The sequence below is a fragment of the Streptomyces flavofungini genome (genome assembly GCF_014650815.1).
GTDB lineage: Bacteria > Actinomycetota > Actinomycetes > Streptomycetales > Streptomycetaceae > Streptomyces > Streptomyces flavofungini.
Genome location: NZ_BMVR01000006.1, coordinates 331,731 through 348,059, shown reverse-complemented (window position 1 = coordinate 348,059; position 16,329 = coordinate 331,731). Strand labels below are relative to the sequence as shown.

The following is a 16,329-nucleotide window of genomic DNA, read 5'->3' as shown; positions in this document are numbered from 1 at the left end:
GTTCGCCGGCGCGCGGCGGTACGCATTCCGGTACGACGAGGGGGCGCGAGAGCCGCCCCGCGCGCCATACCGGACACCGGACCCCGTACCCTCGTCCTTCGTGAGTACGCGCGCGGCACAGGCAGTCCGACAGGGGCTCCGGCAGGGGCACGGCAGCGATGCCGTCTGCGTCGTGCGTGACCTGGTCAAGGTCTATCCCGCGGCCCGCGGCAGGCGCGGCAGGCCCGCGACGCCCGAGGTCCGGGCCAGCGACGGCCTCGGCATCGAGGTCGGCCGCGGCGAGATCTTCGGCCTCCTCGGACCCAACGGCGCCGGCAAGTCCACCCTCGTACGCCAGCTCACCGGGCTGATGCGCCCCGACAGCGGCAGCGTCCACGTCCTCGGCCACGACATCGTGCGCCACCCGGAGCGGGCCGCCCGGCTCCTCGCCTATCTGGGCCAGGAGACGACGGCTCTGGACGAGCTGACCGTCTCCCTCGCCGTCGAGACCACCGCGCGGCTGCGCGGCCTCGACGCCGGGCCCGCGCGCGCCGAGCGCGACGCCGTCCTGGCGGAGCTGGGGCTGACCGCGCTCGCCACCCGGCCCCTGAAGAAGCTCTCCGGCGGCCAGCGCCGGCTCGCCTGCTTCGCCACCGCCCTGGTGGGGGAGCGGCGCCTGCTCGTCCTCGACGAGCCCACGACCGGCATGGACCCGGTGGCGCGGCGCGCCGTCTGGGGCGCCGTCGACCGGCGCCGGGCCGAGCGCGGCACCACGGTCCTGCTCGTCACCCACAACGTCATCGAGGCCGAGACCGTCCTCGACCGCGTCGCCGTCCTCGACCACGGCCGGGTCATCGCCTGCGACACCCCCGCCGGGCTCAAGGAGCAGGTCGCCGGGGAGGTCCGGGTGGAGCTCGTCTGGCGCGAGCGGGCACCCATCGACGTACCGGAGGTCGCCGCGCTGCGGTCCTCGGCCGTCGAGTCCGGCCGCAAGTGGACGCTGCGGCTCGCGCCGGACGAGGCGCGGGCGGCCGTCGCCGCGGTCACCGGCGGGGGCGCCTTCGCCGCGCTGGACGACTTCACGTTGGCCACGCCCAGCCTGGAGGACGTGTACCTCGCCCTGGGCGGGCGCGGCGGGGACGGGCTGGTGAAGGCGTGAAGCCCGCCGCCGAGGGAGGGGCGCGGCTGGTCGCCCGGCACAGTGCAGGGGCGCCCGCGCGGCGCGGAGTAGTCAGGCCAGTCGGTAGGAAGGTTGTCCGTTGAGTGCCGTTCCGCTGGAAGCCGTCGTGCGTGCCGAGGACCGCGCCGCCCAGGTGCCGGAGCCCGTGGCGCCGCTCGGGGCCCGGGCGCGGCTCCTGCCGGCCCTGGGCGCCGTCTACCGGGCACAGCTCTCGCGGGCCCGCGTCGCGCGGATCCCGCTGCTCTTCGTCGCCACCTTCCAGTCCGTCGGGATCATGATCCTGATGCGGGGCGTCGTGGACGGGGGCGGTGAGGCGCACGCCGTCGTCGCCGGGTCCTCCGTCCTCGTGGTCGCGTTCGTCGCGCTCAACCTGCTCGCCCAGTACTTCGGCCAGCTCCGCGGCGACGGCGGCCTCGACCACTACGCCACCCTGCCCGTGCCGCCCGCCGCCGTCGTCCTCGGCGCCGCCGCCGCGTACGCCTCCTTCACCGTCCCCGGCACCATCGTCACCGCCGTCGTCGGCTGCGGGCTCTTCGGACTCCCGCTGACCCACCTGTGGGTGCTCGCCGCCGTGATCCCGCTCTCCGGCGCCGCCCTCGCCGGGCTCGGCGCCGCCCTCGGGCTGCTCGCGCCGCGCCCCGAACTCGCCACCCTGCTCGGCCAGATGGGCATGTCCGCCGCCCTCCTCCTCGGCGTCCTGCCCGCCGAGCGCATGCCCGGATTCCTGCAGTACGCCCGCGACCTGCTGCCCTCCACGTACGGCGTGGAGGCCCTCGCCCGCACCTTCGGCGCCGACCCCGACTGGGGTGCCGTCGCCCTCGATCTCGCGGTCTGCGCGGGCGTCGGCGTCGCCTCCCTCGCCGTCGCCACCTGGGCCTACCGGCGGGCCGCCGTCCGCTGACCCCGATCCGCCGTCCGGTGGCGCGGTTCTCAGGCGGAGCTGGCACCATGTGTGCGTGACCGCACCGCTTACACCCTCCCAACCGCCGCACGACCAGCCCGAGGACGGAACCGCCGGCCCCGACGGTTCCGACGACCCCTGGCGGGAACCCGCGCGGCCCTCCGGCCCCGCGCCCGAGACGGCGTACGAGGAGGGCGGAGCCCCCGTGACGACCGACCTGAAGGCCGACGTGCGGGACGCCGTGGTGATCATGGTCGCGGTCGCGGCCAGCGGGGTGCTGCTCGGGCTGCTGTGGCTGTGGCTCGCGCCCACCGTGCCGCTCATCGCCGACAAGACGACGGTCTACCTCAAGGACACCGAGGGCGAGCAGGCCATCGGCGTCGACGGAACGTTCGCTCTGCTGGGGCTCGCGTTCGGGCTCCTCAGCGCGGTCGTCGTGTTCCTCGTACGGCGGCGGGGCGGCATCCCGCTCGTCGTCGGGCTCGCCGCGGGCGGACTCCTCGGGGCCGTGCTCGCCTGGAAGGTGGGGGTGTGGGTCGGGCCCGAGACGGATGTGGCGGCGCACGCCAGGTCCGTGGGGGCGGGGGTGGTGTTCGACGCGCCCATGGAGTTGAAGGCGAAGGGCGTGCTGCTCGCGTGGCCCGTTGCTGCGATGGTCTTTCAGCTGGTGCTCACGGGGCTGTTCGGGCCCCGGGATCCGGAGCCGTTCGCCTCGTACGGGAGTCCGTACCGGGACGGGTACGGGGCGCCTGAGCGGTAGGCCCTGCCGGGGGGCTCCCCAGTCCCGCCCCTTCCCGAACCCGGGGGCTGCGCCCCCGGACCCCCGCTGTCGGCGCTCCGCGCCTCGTCCTCAATCTCCCCCAAGCTCTCAAGGAGCAGGGGGGACCTCCACGACGGGCTATGGACAGCCCGTCCGGCGCTTGAGGAGCGGGGGTCCGGGGGAAGGTCACCGCCGGTCACCCCTACGCCGGGCGGCGGCCATGGTTGGACTTGCCTTTTCTTATGCGCCACTTCCGCTTGCGTGTTTTCTTCGACATGGGTGTGGTCCTAGTCGAGGACCGGCGACCCGTCGAGGGGTCATTCACGTCCGATCGGGGCGAGGACGGCGGCGGTGAGATCGGCGAGATCGGCGGGGGGCAGCTCGACCTCGAGCCCGCGGCGGCCCGCCGAGACGCAGATGGTGGGGTGGCCGGAGGCCGAGGAGTCCAGGACGGTGCGGAGGCGTTTGCGCTGGCCGAGGGGGGAGATGCCGCCGCGGACGTAGCCGGTGGTGCGCTCGGCGGCCGCCGGGTCCGCCATGGTGGCGCGCTTGCCGCCGACGGCGGTGGCCAGGGCCTTGAGGTCGAGGGTGCCCGCGACCGGCACGACCGCGACGGTCAGCTCGCCGTCGACGTCGGCGACGAGGGTCTTGAAGACGCGGTCGGGGGAGACGCCCATGGCCTCGGCGGCCTCCTGGCCGTACGAGGGATGGGCGGGGTCGTGGTCGTAGGAGTGGACGGTGAAGGCGGTGCCCGCCGAGGTGAGGGCGACCGTCGCCGGGGTGCCGCCCGCCTGCGTCTTCTTCTGCTTCTTCGCCACGCTGCTGCTCGCCAACTTCCGCGGTGCGTACGTTTCGTACGGGAGGGGGGTCCGGCCGCGCCGCACGCCCGGCCGTGCCTCAGTTGAGGCTGGTCGTGCCGCGCGTCAGTTCCGTCGCGGGCAACGACGGCAGGTTACGGATGATCGCGGTCTCGGCGCGCAGCAATTTCAGCTCGTCGCGCAGCCGGGAGGCCGTGTCGGGGGCTTCGAGGAGCTCCTGCTTGGTGGGGGTGTCGAGGACGGCGGCCGCCGCGACCAGGTAGGACACGACGGACGGTTCGTCGGGGAGTTCCGCGGTGGTGGACAGGGAGCGTTCGCGGGCGCCCGCGAGGCGCTTCTGGTACGAGCGGAAGGCCCGCAGGACGCCCTCGGCGAGCGCGCCCGCCTCCTCGCCTGGCTGCTCCGCCAGCGGTTCGAGCTCGGCGACGAGGTAGGGCCCGGAGGCGTCCACCGAGCGCAGCCGCACCCGGGTCGTGCCCGTGGCCAGGACCTCGAAGCCGCCGTCCTCGCGCTCCCGGATGGTCGCCGCGTCCGCGACGCAGCCCACCTCGTGGAACGCCTTCAGCGGGTCGTCGCCGAAGCCCGCGGCGGGGCCCTGCTCGGGGGTCGCGGTCTGGTCGGGCAGGCCGGGCGCGCTGGGCGCGACTTCCCGGCCGTCCCGGATCGCCACCACCGCGAACTGCCGCTGCTCGTCGTCGGGAACCTTCAGGAGTTCGCGCATCATGGCGCGATAACGCTCCTCGAAGACGTTCAGGGGCAGCACGAGCCCCGGGAACAGCACCGAGTTGAGCGGGAAGAGCGGAAGCCGGACGGTCGTCACGATCCGAAAGCCTAACGGCCGTCGGCACCCCGACCGTCCGCGTCGCCCTGCCGGGGGCGCAGCGGCGTGCGTGCCGCGACCTCTATGCGGACCCCGTCCCTCAGCTCCAGGAACTGCCCGAGCGGGTCGTCGGACAGCCGGTCCCAGGGGAACGACGTGGCGTACGGGCCGATCAGGCGGAGCTGGTCGAGGGCGTCGTGCCAGCGCTCCAGGCGGATCAGGACGGCCAGCAGGAGGTTGCGGACCTCGGCCGGCCAGGGGTCGGCGGCGGCGTACTCACCCGACAGGGCGATGGCCAGATCGGCGGCCTGGTCCAGACGCTCGCGCGGCAGGTTCCCGGCGGCGCTGGTCAGGTAGGCGAAGGCGGCCCGCACCGGCAGTGCCTGTATCAGCGAGCCGGGCAGCGCGTCGGCCGCCGCCCGCTCCGCGAAGTGGAAGCACTCGGTGTGCGAGCCGTACCAGTCCGCCGACAGGTACATCAGGGCCGAGGCGTGGCAGCCGTAGTGGTACGAGGAGCGGCGCACCGCCTGCGCCCACAGCTCCTCGAACTCGGTGTGCGAGGCGTGCGTGCCGCGGGCGTGGTCGAGCGCGATGCGCCACGGCACCGGGTCGCGCGGGTCGGCGTCGGCGGCGGCCGTGAGCAGCGGGCTGACCTCGCGCAGGAGCTCCGCGCGGGCGGGCGACTCCCAGCCGCGGACGACGGCCAGCTCGGCCTTGAGCAGCAGCGCGTCCGGGTCGTGCGGGGCGGCGGACAGCCAGTCGTCGAACCACTCGGAGCGGGACCGGGCGAAGGCGGCGAGGCGGGTCGCGTACCGGTCGCGGTTCTCCCACTCGGCGGCCTCGCGGGTGGTGGCGAGCAGCTTGGCCGCCGGGCCGTACTCACCGCGGCCCGCGGCGACCAGGGCGGGCCCCAGGCGGTCGTCCGGTACGTCGAGCAGGACCTCGTCGTCGGGGGTCAGGCCGTCGGCCAGGCGGGGGGTGTGCCGGATCATGCGGGCGGTCCGGACGAAGGCGCGCAGCAGCGGCATCCGGCTGTCCCCCTTCGCGCCCGGCCGGCGCCGCTCCGTGGGGCGGGGCGCCGGTCACCGTACAGGTGTGGTGGTCCGCTCGTGGTCCGCGAGCGGTTCTCTTGCTGGTCGCGTGTGTTGACGGACGGAGTGGGCCGATGGTTGCCCCCCGTCGGATAACGGTTCAGCCGCGAACCAACGGGCGCTCGCACGGCACCCGCGCCCGGCGCGCCCGGCGCCCCCCTCAGCTCCGCCGCAGCAGCCGCGTGGCCCCCGCCGCCACCGTCGTGGCCAGGATCCAGCCGAGCAGGATCAGGACCGTGGACAGCCACTGCCAGCCGCCGCGGAGCTGCCAGTAGTTGTCCTGGCCCAGGTCGATGACGGGCAGGAGCAGGTCGAGGGCGAAGAGGGCGGGGTTCCAGTGGGGGTGCTCGCCCGGTTTGAGCGGGGGGTGGTCGGCGCGGGAGAAGGCGATGGCGCTGGCCGCCCACAGCACCGCCATCCACAGCGCGGCCCGGCCCGGCCGGTAGCCGTAGGCCACCGTCCAGTCCTGGGCGTACCCCCAGAGCTTGGCGGCCGGGGGCAGCGTCTCGCGGCGGCGGCGCTGCTTGGCGAGCAGGACCTCGCGGGCGTCGGCGTCCTCGCCGCCGTTGCGCAGGACGGTGGCGAGCTTCTCGTACGGCTCGGGGTTGTACTCGGGGGTGGCCGCGGCCACCCACGCCAGGCGCCGCGACAGCGGGAAGCTGCCCTGCGGGATGAGGTTCTCGTACGTGAAGCCGCCCATCTGGAGGTTGCCGGGGCCGGGCCAGCTGGAGGCGCGGTCCATCAGGTTCACCACCCGCGCGCCGGACAGCACGATCTTGCCGCGCCGGGGTGCCTCGGACAGGAAGCGCAGCTCGGGCGTCTGGACGCGGCGCAGCGACACCTCCTGGTCGTTCTGCAGCGTGAACCGGGCCTGGCCGAAATCCACCGCGTCGCCGAAGCGGCCGTCGTCCAGGCGGATGCCGCCCTCGCACTCGAAGCGCTGCACCCGGGTGCCGCGCGCGGGCGTCGTGCCGCTGGTCTGCGGCGGATTGCCGACGCCCGCCGGGGTCAGGTACAGGGTGCGCTCGACGGTGAGCTGGGGGGCGTTCAGGGCGCGGCGGCTGTACGGATTGGCGAGGCGGCTGCCGCGCAGGCTCAGGCTGACGCCGACCTTCGCGCCGCGCAGGCTCAGCTCGCCGTGCGACTCCAGCATCTCGGCCTGGAGGTCCTGGCCGACCGTCATGCCGTCGCCCATGATCGAGCGGCCGCGCCGGTCGCGGTAGACCACGGCCTGGTTGAGCAGCAGGTCGGTGCCGATGTGGGCGTCGGTGAGCCGCATGCCGTTGTGCAGCCGGCAGCGGGGCAGGTGCAGGTCGCCCTCGGTGTGCAGGCGGGCCGCCTCCAGGCGCGGGACGGAGCAGTCGACCAGGCGCAGGGTGGTGAAGCGCGCCTCCGGGAGCAGCACCTCCTTCTCGAAGCGGCAGCCCTTCAGCTCCGTGTACGGCACGACCGTGCCGCCCGCCAGGTCGAGCACGTCCGTGATCTGCACCCCGGCCAGCTTCAGGGACGACACCCGTCCCGCGAGCGCGGGCGGCCCGTCGAGCAGCAGCCAGCACACGATGCGGGCCCGGACACTGCGCTCGGGGCCCCAGGGATACCCGCCGTGCGGGTCGTCCACGGCGGCGTCCCCCGACCTCAGGTCGTACACGCTGCCGTTGCGGAACGCCTGCCACATGCCGATCTCCGCTGCGGTCAGCCCGTCCGGCGGGTCCCCGATGCCGGTGTCGTCGACCACTGCTGATGTCCTCCCGTTACGTTCGCCGGCGCACTCGTGCCTCGTACACCTGTTCATGCCCGCTCCGTGACCGCCTGAACGCTAGTGGTGAACGCGGTCTTCCGTTAATCGCCGAGGGGAACGACCGGGTCCGGGGGGCCTGTATCAGCCACTGATACGGGCGACCGGGCGCCGAAGGCGGTCTGAGAGAATTGGCCATGTGATCTCTCGAATCGATCTGCGCGGCGACGCCCTCCCCGAGGGCCCCGCCCTGCGCGCCCTGCTGCCCCGTGCCGACTTCGACGTCGCGGCCGCCCTGGAGAAGGTGCGGCCCATCTGCGAAGACGTGCATCATCGTGGCGACGCGGCGCTGATCGAGTACGCGGAGAAATTCGACGGTGTGAAGCTGGCGCACGTCCGCGTGCCCGCCGCCGCCCTCACCGAGGCCCTCGCCGGTCTCGCCCCGGACGTCCGCGCGGCCCTGGAGGAGTCCGTCCGCCGCGCCCGCACCGTCCACCGCGCCCAGCGCCGCGCCCCGCACACCACGCAGGTGGTGCCCGGCGGCTCGGTCACCGAGAAGTGGGTGCCGGTCGAGCGCGTCGGCCTGTACGCACCGGGCGGCCGCTCCGTCTACCCGTCCTCCGTGATCATGAACGCCGTGCCCGCGCAGGAGGCCGGTGTCGCCTCCATGGCGCTCGCGTCCCCGCCCCAGGCCGACTGCGGTGCCTTCAGCGGGCTGCCGCACCCGACGATCCTCGCGGCCTGCGCGCTGCTCGGCATCGACGAGGTGTACGCGGTCGGCGGCGCCCAGGCCGTCGCGATGTTCGCGTACGGCACGGAGACCTGCGCCCCGGCCAACATGGTCACGGGCCCCGGCAACATCTGGGTCGCCGCCGCCAAGCGGTACTTCACCGGCCGCATCGGCATCGACACCGAGGCCGGGCCGACCGAGATCGCGATCCTCGCCGACGACACCGCCGACCCGGTGCACGTCGCCGCCGACCTGATCAGCCAGGCCGAGCACGACCCGCTGGCCGCCGCCGTCCTGGTCACCGACTCCACCGACCTCGCGGACGCCGTGGCCAAGGAGCTGGAGCCGCAGGTCGCCGCGACCAAGCACGTCGAGGACCGGATCGCCCCCGCGCTCGCTGGCCGGCAGTCCGCGCTCGTCCTGGTCGACGGCCTGGACGAGGGCCTGCGGGTCGTCGACGCGTACGGCGCCGAGCACCTGGAGATCCAGACCCGGGACGCCGCCGCCGTCGCCGACCGCGTCAAGAACGCGGGCGCGATCTTCGTCGGTCCGTGGGCGCCGGTCTCCCTCGGCGACTACTGCGCGGGCTCCAACCACGTGCTGCCCACGGGCGGTTGCGCGTGCCACTCCTCGGGCCTGTCCGTCCAGTCCTTCCTGCGCGGCATCCACATCGTGGACTACACCCGCGAGGCGCTCGCCGACGTCGCCCACCACGTGGTGACGCTCGCCGAGGCCGAGGACCTGCCGGCGCACGGCGCGGCCGTCAAGGCACGGTTCGGATGGCAGGTGCCGAACCAGTGACCAGGATCGACGACCTCCCCGTCCGCGACGAGCTGCGCGGCAAGTCCCCGTACGGCGCGCCCCAGCTGGACGTCCCCGTCCGGCTGAACACCAACGAGAACCCCTACCCGCTGCCCGAGCCGCTCGTCGAGCGCATCGCCGAGCGTGTGCGCGCGGCGGCCCGCGACCTGAACCGCTACCCCGACCGCGACGCGGTGGAACTGCGCACCGAGCTCGCGCGCTACCTCACCCGCACCGGCGGCCACCAGGTGACCCGCGCCCACGTGTGGGCGGCGAACGGCTCGAACGAAGTCATCCAGCAGCTCCTGCAGACCTTCGGCGGGCCCGGACGTACGGCCATCGGCTTCGAGCCCTCGTACTCGATGCACAGCCTGATCGCCCGCGGCACCGGCACCGGCTGGATCTCCGGACCGCGCGACGACGACTTCACGATCGACGTCGACGCGGCCACGAAGGCGATCGCCGAGAACCGGCCGGACGTCGTGTTCATCACGACGCCCAACAACCCGACGGGCAACGCGGTGAGCGCCGAGACGGTCCTCGCCCTGCACGACGCCGCGCAGGCCGCCAAGCCGTCGGTCGTCGTGGTCGACGAGGCGTACGTCGAGTTCAGCCACGGCGCTTCGCTGCTCCCGCTGATCGAGGGGCGGCCGCACCTCGTCGTCTCGCGCACCATGTCGAAGGCCTTCGGCGCGGCCGGTCTTCGCCTCGGCTATCTCGCCGCCGACCCGGCGGTGGTCGACGCGGTGCAGCTCGTCCGCCTGCCGTACCACCTGTCGGCCGTCACCCAGGCCACCGCGCTGGCCGCCCTGGAGCACACGGACACGCTCCTCGGGTACGTCGAGCAGCTCAAGGCCGAGCGCGACCGCCTCGTCGCCGAGCTGCGCGCGACGGGCTATGAAGTGACCGATTCCGACGCCAACTTCGTGCAGTTCGGGCGATTCGAAGGCGAAGGGGCCACCCACGCCGCCTGGCAGCGGATCCTCGACCGGGGCGTCCTGGTCCGGGACAACGGAGTGCCGGGGTGGCTGCGGGTGTCCGCGGGAACCCCCGCCGAAAACGACGCGTTCCTCGATGCGGTACGCGAACTGAAGAAGGAGCAGAGCGCATGAGCCGCGTTGGCAGAGTCGAGCGGACCACCAAGGAGACCTCGGTCCTCGTCGAGATCGACCTCGACGGCACCGGCAAGGTCGACGTGTCGACCGGCGTCGGTTTCTACGACCACATGCTCGACCAGCTCGGCCGCCACGGCCTGTTCGACCTCACGGTCAAGACCGACGGCGACCTGCACATCGACTCGCACCACACCATCGAGGACACCGCGCTCGCCCTCGGCGCCGCCTTCAAGCAGGCGCTCGGCGACAAGGTCGGCATCTACCGCTTCGGCAACTGCACGGTCCCCCTCGACGAGTCCCTCGCCCAGGTCACCGTCGACCTCTCCGGCCGCCCCTACCTGGTGCACACCGAGCCGGAGAACATGGCGCCGATGATCGGCGAGTACGACACGACGATGACCCGGCACATCTTCGAGTCCTTCGTCGCCCAGGCGCAGGTCGCGCTGCACATCCACGTGCCGTACGGGCGCAACGCGCACCACATCGTGGAGTGCCAGTTCAAGGCCCTCGCCCGGGCGCTGCGCTACGCCAGCGAGCGGGACCCGCGCGCGGCCGGCATCCTCCCCTCCACGAAGGGCGCGCTGTAAGCCATGAGCGGTACCTCCACCCTGCTGTTCTTCGTCGGGCTCTTCCTGCTCGGCGGCGTCTACTCCTTCGTCAAGCAGAAGCAGTCCAAGAGCCTGATCACGCTGCTCTCCATCGGCGCCGGGATGTGCCTGATCGCGGGCATCGTCCGCCTGGAGGTGTGGAATTGAGCCCCTCCAAGCGCGTCGTCGTCTTCGACTACGGCTTCGGCAACGTCCGCTCCGCCGAGCGGGCCCTGGCCCGCGCGGGCGCCGACGTCGAGATCACCCGTGACTACGACACGGCCATGAACGCCGACGGCCTCCTGGTGCCGGGCGTCGGCGCCTTCGAGGCCTGCATGAAGGGCCTGACCGAGGCGCGCGGAGACTGGATCGTGGGCCGCCGCCTCTCCGGCGGGCGGCCCGTCATGGGCATCTGTGTGGGCATGCAGATCCTCTTCGCCCGCGGCATCGAGCACGGCGTCGAGACCGAGGGCCTGGACGAGTGGCCCGGCACGGTCGAGCCGCTGAAGGCCGACATAGTCCCGCACATGGGCTGGAACACCGTCTCAGCGCCCGCGGGCTCCGAGCTGTTCAAGGGCCTCGGCGCCGACGAGCGCTACTACTTCGTGCACTCCTACGCCGTCCACGGCTGGTCCCTGGAGACGGTGAACCCGGCCCTGCGCGCCCCGCTCGTCACCTGGGCCACGCACGGCGAGCCGTTCGTGGCAGCCGTGGAGAACGGCGCCCTGTGGGCCACCCAGTTCCACCCCGAGAAGTCCGGCGACGCCGGAGCCCAGCTCCTCACCAACTGGATCGGAACCCTGTGAGCACCCTCGAACTCCTCCCCGCCGTCGACGTCCGAGACGGCCAGGCCGTGCGCCTCGTCCACGGCGAGTCCGGCTCGGAGACCTCCTACGGCTCCCCGCTGGAGGCCGCCCTGGCCTGGCAGCGGTCGGGCGCCGAGTGGCTGCACCTGGTCGACCTGGACGCCGCGTTCGGCACCGGCGACAACCGCGCCCTGATCGCCGAGGTCACCGCCGCCATGGACATCAAGGTCGAGCTGTCCGGCGGCATCCGCGACGACGACACCCTCGCCGCCGCCCTCGCCACCGGCTGCACCCGCGTCAACCTCGGCACCGCGGCGCTGGAGACCCCCGAGTGGGTCGTCAAGGTCATCGCCGAGCACGGCGACAAGGTCGCGGTCGGCCTCGACGTGCGCGGCACGACGCTGCGCGGCCGCGGCTGGACCCGCGACGGCGGCGACCTGTACGAGACCCTGGAGCGCCTGAACGCCGAGGGCTGCGCGCGCTACGTGGTCACCGACATCGCCAAGGACGGCACCCTCCAGGGCCCGAACCTGGAGCTCCTGAAGAACGTGTGCGCGGCCACCGACCGCCCCGTCGTCGCCTCCGGCGGCGTCTCGTCCCTGGACGACCTGCGGGCCATCGCCGAGCTGGTGCCGCAGGGCGTCGAGGGCGCGATCGTCGGCAAGGCGCTGTACGCGAAGGCGTTCACGCTGGAGGAGGCTCTCGCGGCGGTGGCGTCGTCATGACCGGGGCCATCCGCCGGGTGGGTTCGGGCGGGCCGTGGGAGGAGGCCGTCGGCTACTCCCGCGCGGTCGCGCTGCCCAACGGCCTCGTCCTGGTGTCGGGTTGCACGTCCGTGGTGGACGGCACGATAGACGCGGGCACGCCGTACGAGCAGACCGTCAACGCCTTCCAGGTCGCCTTCGACGCCCTGAAGAAGCTCGGCCTCGGCCCCGAACACGTGGTGCGTACCCGCATGTACCTCACGCACGCCCGGGACGTCGAGGACGTGGGCCGCGCCCACAAGGAGCTGTTCGACGCCGTCCGCCCGGCCGCGTCCATGCTCATCGTCTCCGGCTTCATCGACCCCAGCCTGGTCGTCGAGGTCGAGGTGGAGGCGTACGCGCCCGCCGGGGACGGTGCTGCCGCATGACGCTGGCCGTACGGGTCATCCCCTGCCTGGACGTGGACAACGGCCGGGTCGTCAAGGGCGTCAACTTCCAGAACCTGCGCGACGCGGGCGACCCCGTCGAGATGGCCAAGGTGTACGACGCCGAGGGTGCCGACGAGCTCACCTTCCTGGACATCACGGCGTCCTCCGGCGACCGCGAGACGACGTACGACGTGGTCCGCCGCACCGCCGAGCAGGTCTTCATCCCGCTCACCGTCGGCGGCGGCGTGCGGGCGGCCGAGGACGTCGACAAGCTCCTGCGGGCCGGTGCGGACAAGGTCGGCGTGAACACCGCCGCCATCGCCCGGCCCGACCTGATCCGCGAGATCGCGGAGCGCTTCGGGCGCCAGGTGCTCGTCCTGTCGGTGGACGCGCGGCGCACGGACGCGGGCACGTTCGAGGTCACGACCCACGGCGGGCGCAGGTCCGCCGGGATCGACGCCGTCGAGTGGGCGCACCGGGCGGCCGAGCTCGGCGCGGGCGAGATCCTGCTGAACTCGATGGACGCCGACGGCACCAAGGACGGCTACGACATCGAGATGATCGAGGCCGTCCGCAAGCACGTCAGCGTCCCCGTCATCGCCTCGGGCGGCGCCGGCCGCCTGGAGCACTTCCCGCCCGCCGTCGCGGCGGGCGCGGACGCGGTGCTCGCCGCCTCCGTCTTCCACTTCGGCGACCTGCGGATCGGCGAGGTCAAGGAGACGCTGCGGTCGGCGGGGCACCCCGTCCGGTAGTTCCGCGCTGACAGGCCCCGGCGCACCTCTGGGTGGCCGGGGCCTTGTCACGTCCAGATGCGAAGGAAAAGTTGCGCAAAAATGATTGCGCAACTTTTCCTTCCTGTCTAGCGTGGCGGGCATGAACGACAAGCCCGAACAGGACGGGCGGAGCACGGGCGACCAGCCCGAGGACCGCCGCATCACCGACCTCGGCACGCTGAAGGCCTTCGGCCACCCCCTGCGCCTGAAGCTCTACCGCTCCCTGTACGTGCGCCGCAGGGCGACGGCCTCGCAGCTCGCCGAAGAGGTCGACGGAGCCGTCTCGCTGGTGAGCTACCACCTGCGCAAACTCGCCGAGCACGGCCTCATCGAGGAGGCACCCGGAGCCACCCGCGGCGACGGCCGCGAGCGCTGGTGGCAGCCCGCACAGCAGGGCCTGAGCCTGCACCGGCGCGACTTCGAGGACGCCCCCGAGAAGCTCGCCGCGCACACCGCCGTGGCCCGCGCGATCGTCGACCAGCGCACCGACGCCTACCTGCGCTACCTCGACGAGCAGCCCGCCTGGAGCCCCGAGTGGCAGGAGGCGGCCGACGGCTCGGACTACCTGCTCCGCCTCACCGCCCCCGAACTCGCCGCGCTCTCCGCCGAGTTGCGCGCCGTCATCAAGAAGTACGTCGACTCCGGCAACGCCGCACACGAGGCGGGCAGCGCCGCACACGAGGCGGGCGAGGACGCCGCGGGGCGCGAGAACGTCGCCCTGCACCTCTACAGCTTCCCGTTCCGGACCTGAAGGGCTGATCGGGCGTGACCGCCACCGCACCGCGCACCGCCACCGTCCCGGCCACCGGGACACCCGCCCACCGCGACGGCAACGTCCTGCGCTGGCTCGCCGCCTACACCGCCTCGATGATCGGCGACAGCGTCTACTTCGCCGCCCTGTCCTGGGCCGCCGCCCGCAGCGGCAGCGCCACCCAGACCGGCCTCGTCCTCGCCGTCGGCGCCGTGCCGCGCGCCGCCCTGATGCTCGGTGGGGGAGTCGTCGCCGACCGCTTCGGGCCGCGCCGCGTGGTGATCGGCAGCGACGCCGCGCGCTGCTTGGTGATCCTCGCCCTGGCCGGGGTCCTGCTGGTGTCGACGCCCGGGGTCTGGCTGCTGGTGGTCGCGGCGCTGCTCTTCGGCGTGGTGGACGCGCTGTTCCTGCCCAGCGTGGGGGCGCTGCCGCCGCGGCTCACCGTGCCGGGGGAGCTGGCCCGGGTGCAGGGCATGCGGGTGCTCGCCCAGCGGGTGGCGACGGTGACGGCGGCCCCGGCGGGCGGCGCGGCCGTCGCCCTGGGTGGCCCCGCGGCGGGGTTCGCCGTGGCGGGCGTGCTGTTCGCCCTCTCGCTGCCGCTCCTGCTCGCCGTGCGGGTGCGCGAGCTGCCCGCCGACGACCGGGCCGACGCCGCGGAGTCCGCCGGACGGCAGCTGCTGAGCGGCCTGCGGTACGTGCGCGGGCACGCGGTCCTCGCGCCCCTCATGGTCGTCATCGCGGTGACCGAGATGGGCTTCGCCGGACCGGGCAACGTGGGGATCGTGCTGCTCGCCGACGAGCGGGGCTGGGGCGCGGCCGGGATGGGGTGGATCGTCTCCGGGTTCGGCGCCGGGGCGGGGACGGCCGCGCTCGGTGTGGCCGTGCGGGGGCGGGTGCGGCGGGCCGGGGCCGTCCTGTCCTGGACGGCGCTGCCGGGGGCGGCGGCCATCGCGGCCCTGGCGTTCGTGCCGTCGGTCGCGTGGGCGGTGCTCGCGGCGTTCCTGGTGGGGCTGCTCCTCGGGCTCGGCGGGGCGCTCGGCGGTGCCCTCCTGCAGACGGTCACCGCGCCCGCGTACCTGGGGCGGGTCACCTCGGTCGCGAGCCTGCTCACGCTCGGGGTGCCGCCGCTGTGCTACCCGCTCACCGGGGTCGCCATCGGGCTGTGGGGGGTGGCGCCGGTGTTCGTGGCGGGGGCCGTGGTGACCGGGGTGGGCGGCTTGGTGGGCCTCCGGTGGCTGCGCGCGGCCGAGCTGGCGCGGTGACTGCGGGGTCCTGCGGATGCGCGCTGCGTACTCGGAGCCCATGCTGGAGGTGACCGACGAACAGCAAGGAGGCCGGCGATGTCTGTGATGGACAAGCTGAAGCAGATGCTCAGGGGTCACGAGGACAAGGCGGGACAGGGCATCGACAAGGCCGGTGACTTTGTCGACGAAAAGACCCAGGGCAAGTACAGCAGCCAGGTCGACACGGCCCAGGACAAGCTCAAGGACCAGCTGGGACGCGACCAGCAGCCTCCCCAGGCGTGACGCTGCGGCTTCCCGTCGTGCCCGTCGGGGCCGACCGGCGGCGCTGAGGCCCGCCGCGACCCCGCACCGCGCACGTGACACGGCTGCGGCAGGCGTTCACCGCGCCTGCCGCAGCCGTCACGCGTTTCCCCGGGTCTCGAACACCGGGCCGCCGGTCGCGGAGAGCCTCAGAGACCCAGCTGCTTCGTCTCGTGCAGCCGCGCGATCGCGTCCTTGTCGCCCTCCAGCTCCACCTCCGCCGCCTCCTGGCGGCCGAAGGCGAACATCAGGAGCTCGGCCGGGCCGCCCGTCACCGTGACCACGGGGGTGCCCCGGTGGGCCACCGCCGTCTGGCCGTCCGGGCGGCGCAGGACCAGGCCCACCGGCGCCTTGCGGCCGACGACCCGGGCCATCCGCTCCAGCCGCGACCACAGGGCCTCGGCGAAGACGGGGTCGAGCTCGCGCGGCGTCCAGTCGGGCTGCGCCCGGCGCACGTCCTCGGCGTGGACGTAGAACTCCACGGCGTTCGAGGCCTCGTCGACCTGCTTCAGGTTGAACGGCGAGAACCGCGGCGGCCCCGTACGGATCAGCTGGATCAGCTCCTCGTACGGCTTCGCGGCGAACTCCGCCTGCACCCGCTCCAGCCGGGACGCGAGCTGCTTGATCAGGATTCCGCCCGCGGCGTCCGCGCGCCGCTCGCGCACCACCACGTGGGCCGCGAGATCTCGGGTGCTCCAGCCGTCGCAGAGGGTCGGTGCGTCCGGACCGGCCGCCTCCAACAGATCGGCGAGGAGGAGCCGTTCACGCTTGGCATGGGTCGACATGGAGCCAGCCTACGACCGGGT

19 protein-coding genes are annotated in these 16,329 nt (G+C 73.6%); 14 read left to right on the top strand and 5 right to left on the bottom strand.

Annotated elements, in window-relative coordinates:
• The first annotated feature begins 100 nt into the window (after positions 1-100).
• The 3 genes from IE274_RS18025 (at position 101) to IE274_RS18015 (ending at position 2,820) form a co-directional block, all read left to right on the top strand.
• Complete coding sequence (locus IE274_RS18025) at positions 101-1,138, top strand: ABC transporter ATP-binding protein (RefSeq protein ID WP_372447015.1); 1,038 nt, start codon at positions 101-103, stop codon at positions 1,136-1,138.
• Between the two features lie 115 nt (positions 1,139-1,253).
• The gene (locus IE274_RS18020) at positions 1,254-2,060 is read left to right on the top strand and encodes an ABC transporter permease (RefSeq protein WP_233102915.1); all 807 of its coding nucleotides are present in this window, start codon (positions 1,254-1,256) and stop codon (positions 2,058-2,060) included.
• A gap of 55 nt (positions 2,061-2,115) precedes the next feature.
• Positions 2,116-2,820, top strand: coding sequence for a DUF2567 domain-containing protein (locus tag IE274_RS18015; protein ID WP_190116801.1), 705 nt, complete (start codon positions 2,116-2,118; stop codon positions 2,818-2,820).
• A 317-nt stretch (positions 2,821-3,137) separates the two neighbouring features.
• Here the strand turns inward: IE274_RS18015 and ybaK are convergent, their stop codons facing one another.
• From ybaK to IE274_RS17995, 4 genes are all read right to left on the bottom strand, one after another.
• Positions 3,138-3,638, bottom strand: a complete 501-nt coding sequence (gene ybaK, locus IE274_RS18010) for a Cys-tRNA(Pro) deacylase (RefSeq protein WP_190116800.1) — start codon at positions 3,636-3,638, stop codon at positions 3,138-3,140.
• Positions 3,639-3,717: 79 nt separating this feature from the next.
• Positions 3,718-4,458 carry an LON peptidase substrate-binding domain-containing protein gene (locus IE274_RS18005; RefSeq protein WP_190116799.1) on the bottom strand — a complete coding sequence of 247 codons (741 nt, stop codon included), beginning with the start codon at positions 4,456-4,458 and terminating at the stop codon, positions 3,718-3,720.
• An 11-nt stretch (positions 4,459-4,469) separates the two neighbouring features.
• Complete coding sequence (locus tag IE274_RS18000; RefSeq protein ID WP_190116798.1) at positions 4,470-5,486, bottom strand: hypothetical protein; 1,017 nt, start codon at positions 5,484-5,486, stop codon at positions 4,470-4,472.
• Between the two features lie 223 nt (positions 5,487-5,709).
• On the bottom strand, positions 5,710-7,224 hold the full coding sequence (locus IE274_RS17995; protein ID WP_233102918.1) for an oxidoreductase: 1,515 nt from the start codon (positions 7,222-7,224) through the stop codon (positions 5,710-5,712).
• 259 nt (positions 7,225-7,483) lie between these two features.
• On the opposite strand from IE274_RS17995, the gene hisD reads away from it, so the two are divergent.
• The 11 genes from hisD (at position 7,484) to IE274_RS17940 (ending at position 15,505) form a co-directional block, all read left to right on the top strand.
• On the top strand, positions 7,484-8,815 hold the full coding sequence (gene hisD / locus IE274_RS17990) for a histidinol dehydrogenase (protein WP_190116796.1): 1,332 nt from the start codon (positions 7,484-7,486) through the stop codon (positions 8,813-8,815).
• Positions 8,812-9,927 carry a histidinol-phosphate transaminase gene (locus IE274_RS17985; RefSeq protein WP_229909624.1) on the top strand — a complete coding sequence of 372 codons (1,116 nt, stop codon included), beginning with the start codon at positions 8,812-8,814 and terminating at the stop codon, positions 9,925-9,927. The genes hisD and IE274_RS17985 overlap by 4 nt, the downstream gene beginning before the upstream one ends.
• A complete protein-coding gene (hisB, locus tag IE274_RS17980; RefSeq protein WP_190116794.1) occupies positions 9,924-10,517 on the top strand; it encodes an imidazoleglycerol-phosphate dehydratase HisB in 594 nt (197 codons plus the stop codon). Before IE274_RS17985 ends, hisB begins: the two co-directional genes overlap by 4 nt.
• A 3-nt stretch (positions 10,518-10,520) precedes the next feature.
• The gene (locus tag IE274_RS17975) at positions 10,521-10,685 is read left to right on the top strand and encodes a CG2302 family histidine operon protein (protein WP_190116793.1); all 165 of its coding nucleotides are present in this window, start codon (positions 10,521-10,523) and stop codon (positions 10,683-10,685) included.
• Positions 10,676-11,323, top strand: a complete 648-nt coding sequence (gene hisH, locus IE274_RS17970; RefSeq protein WP_190116792.1) for an imidazole glycerol phosphate synthase subunit HisH — start codon at positions 10,676-10,678, stop codon at positions 11,321-11,323. Before IE274_RS17975 ends, hisH begins: the two co-directional genes overlap by 10 nt.
• A complete protein-coding gene (gene priA, locus IE274_RS17965; protein ID WP_190116791.1) occupies positions 11,320-12,048 on the top strand; it encodes a bifunctional 1-(5-phosphoribosyl)-5-((5-phosphoribosylamino)methylideneamino)imidazole-4-carboxamide isomerase/phosphoribosylanthranilate isomerase PriA in 729 nt (242 codons plus the stop codon). The genes hisH and priA overlap by 4 nt, the downstream gene beginning before the upstream one ends.
• Positions 12,045-12,455 (top strand): RidA family protein, encoded by a 411-nt coding sequence (locus tag IE274_RS17960; protein WP_190116790.1) that lies wholly within the window; start codon positions 12,045-12,047, stop codon positions 12,453-12,455. The genes priA and IE274_RS17960 overlap by 4 nt, the downstream gene beginning before the upstream one ends.
• Complete coding sequence (gene hisF, locus IE274_RS17955; protein ID WP_190116789.1) at positions 12,452-13,207, top strand: imidazole glycerol phosphate synthase subunit HisF; 756 nt, start codon at positions 12,452-12,454, stop codon at positions 13,205-13,207. Before IE274_RS17960 ends, hisF begins: the two co-directional genes overlap by 4 nt.
• 121 nt (positions 13,208-13,328) lie before the next feature.
• Positions 13,329-13,979, top strand: coding sequence for an ArsR/SmtB family transcription factor (locus IE274_RS17950; RefSeq protein ID WP_190116788.1), 651 nt, complete (start codon positions 13,329-13,331; stop codon positions 13,977-13,979).
• Positions 13,980-13,993: 14 nt separating this feature from the next.
• Complete coding sequence (locus IE274_RS17945; protein WP_190116787.1) at positions 13,994-15,241, top strand: MFS transporter; 1,248 nt, start codon at positions 13,994-13,996, stop codon at positions 15,239-15,241.
• Between the two features lie 78 nt (positions 15,242-15,319).
• The gene (locus tag IE274_RS17940) at positions 15,320-15,505 is read left to right on the top strand and encodes an antitoxin (protein WP_190116786.1); all 186 of its coding nucleotides are present in this window, start codon (positions 15,320-15,322) and stop codon (positions 15,503-15,505) included.
• Positions 15,506-15,672: 167 nt separating this feature from the next.
• Here the strand turns inward: IE274_RS17940 and IE274_RS17935 are convergent, their stop codons facing one another.
• Entirely contained in the window at positions 15,673-16,308 is a 636-nt protein-coding gene (locus IE274_RS17935; protein ID WP_190116785.1) for a TIGR03085 family metal-binding protein, read from the bottom strand.
• Positions 16,309-16,329: the final 21 nt, after the last annotated feature.

What these genes read in the sequence shown, in the direction of transcription:
- IE274_RS18000 (WP_190116798.1), bottom strand. Translation starts at nt 5,486, where the DNA reads ATGCCGCTGCTGCGCGCCTTCGTCCGGACCGCCCGCATGATCCGGCAC.
- IE274_RS17995 (WP_233102918.1), bottom strand. Translation starts at nt 7,224, where the DNA reads ATGTGGCAGGCGTTCCGCAACGGCAGCGTGTACGACCTGAGGTCGGGG.
- hisB (WP_190116794.1), top strand. Translation starts at nt 9,924, where the DNA reads ATGAGCCGCGTTGGCAGAGTCGAGCGGACCACCAAGGAGACCTCGGTC.
- IE274_RS17975 (WP_190116793.1), top strand. Translation starts at nt 10,521, where the DNA reads ATGAGCGGTACCTCCACCCTGCTGTTCTTCGTCGGGCTCTTCCTGCTC.
- IE274_RS17960 (WP_190116790.1), top strand. Translation starts at nt 12,045, where the DNA reads ATGACCGGGGCCATCCGCCGGGTGGGTTCGGGCGGGCCGTGGGAGGAG.
- hisF (WP_190116789.1), top strand. Translation starts at nt 12,452, where the DNA reads ATGACGCTGGCCGTACGGGTCATCCCCTGCCTGGACGTGGACAACGGC.
- IE274_RS17950 (WP_190116788.1), top strand. Translation starts at nt 13,329, where the DNA reads ATGAACGACAAGCCCGAACAGGACGGGCGGAGCACGGGCGACCAGCCC.
- IE274_RS17940 (WP_190116786.1), top strand. Translation starts at nt 15,320, where the DNA reads ATGTCTGTGATGGACAAGCTGAAGCAGATGCTCAGGGGTCACGAGGAC.
- IE274_RS17935 (WP_190116785.1), bottom strand. Translation starts at nt 16,308, where the DNA reads ATGTCGACCCATGCCAAGCGTGAACGGCTCCTCCTCGCCGATCTGTTG.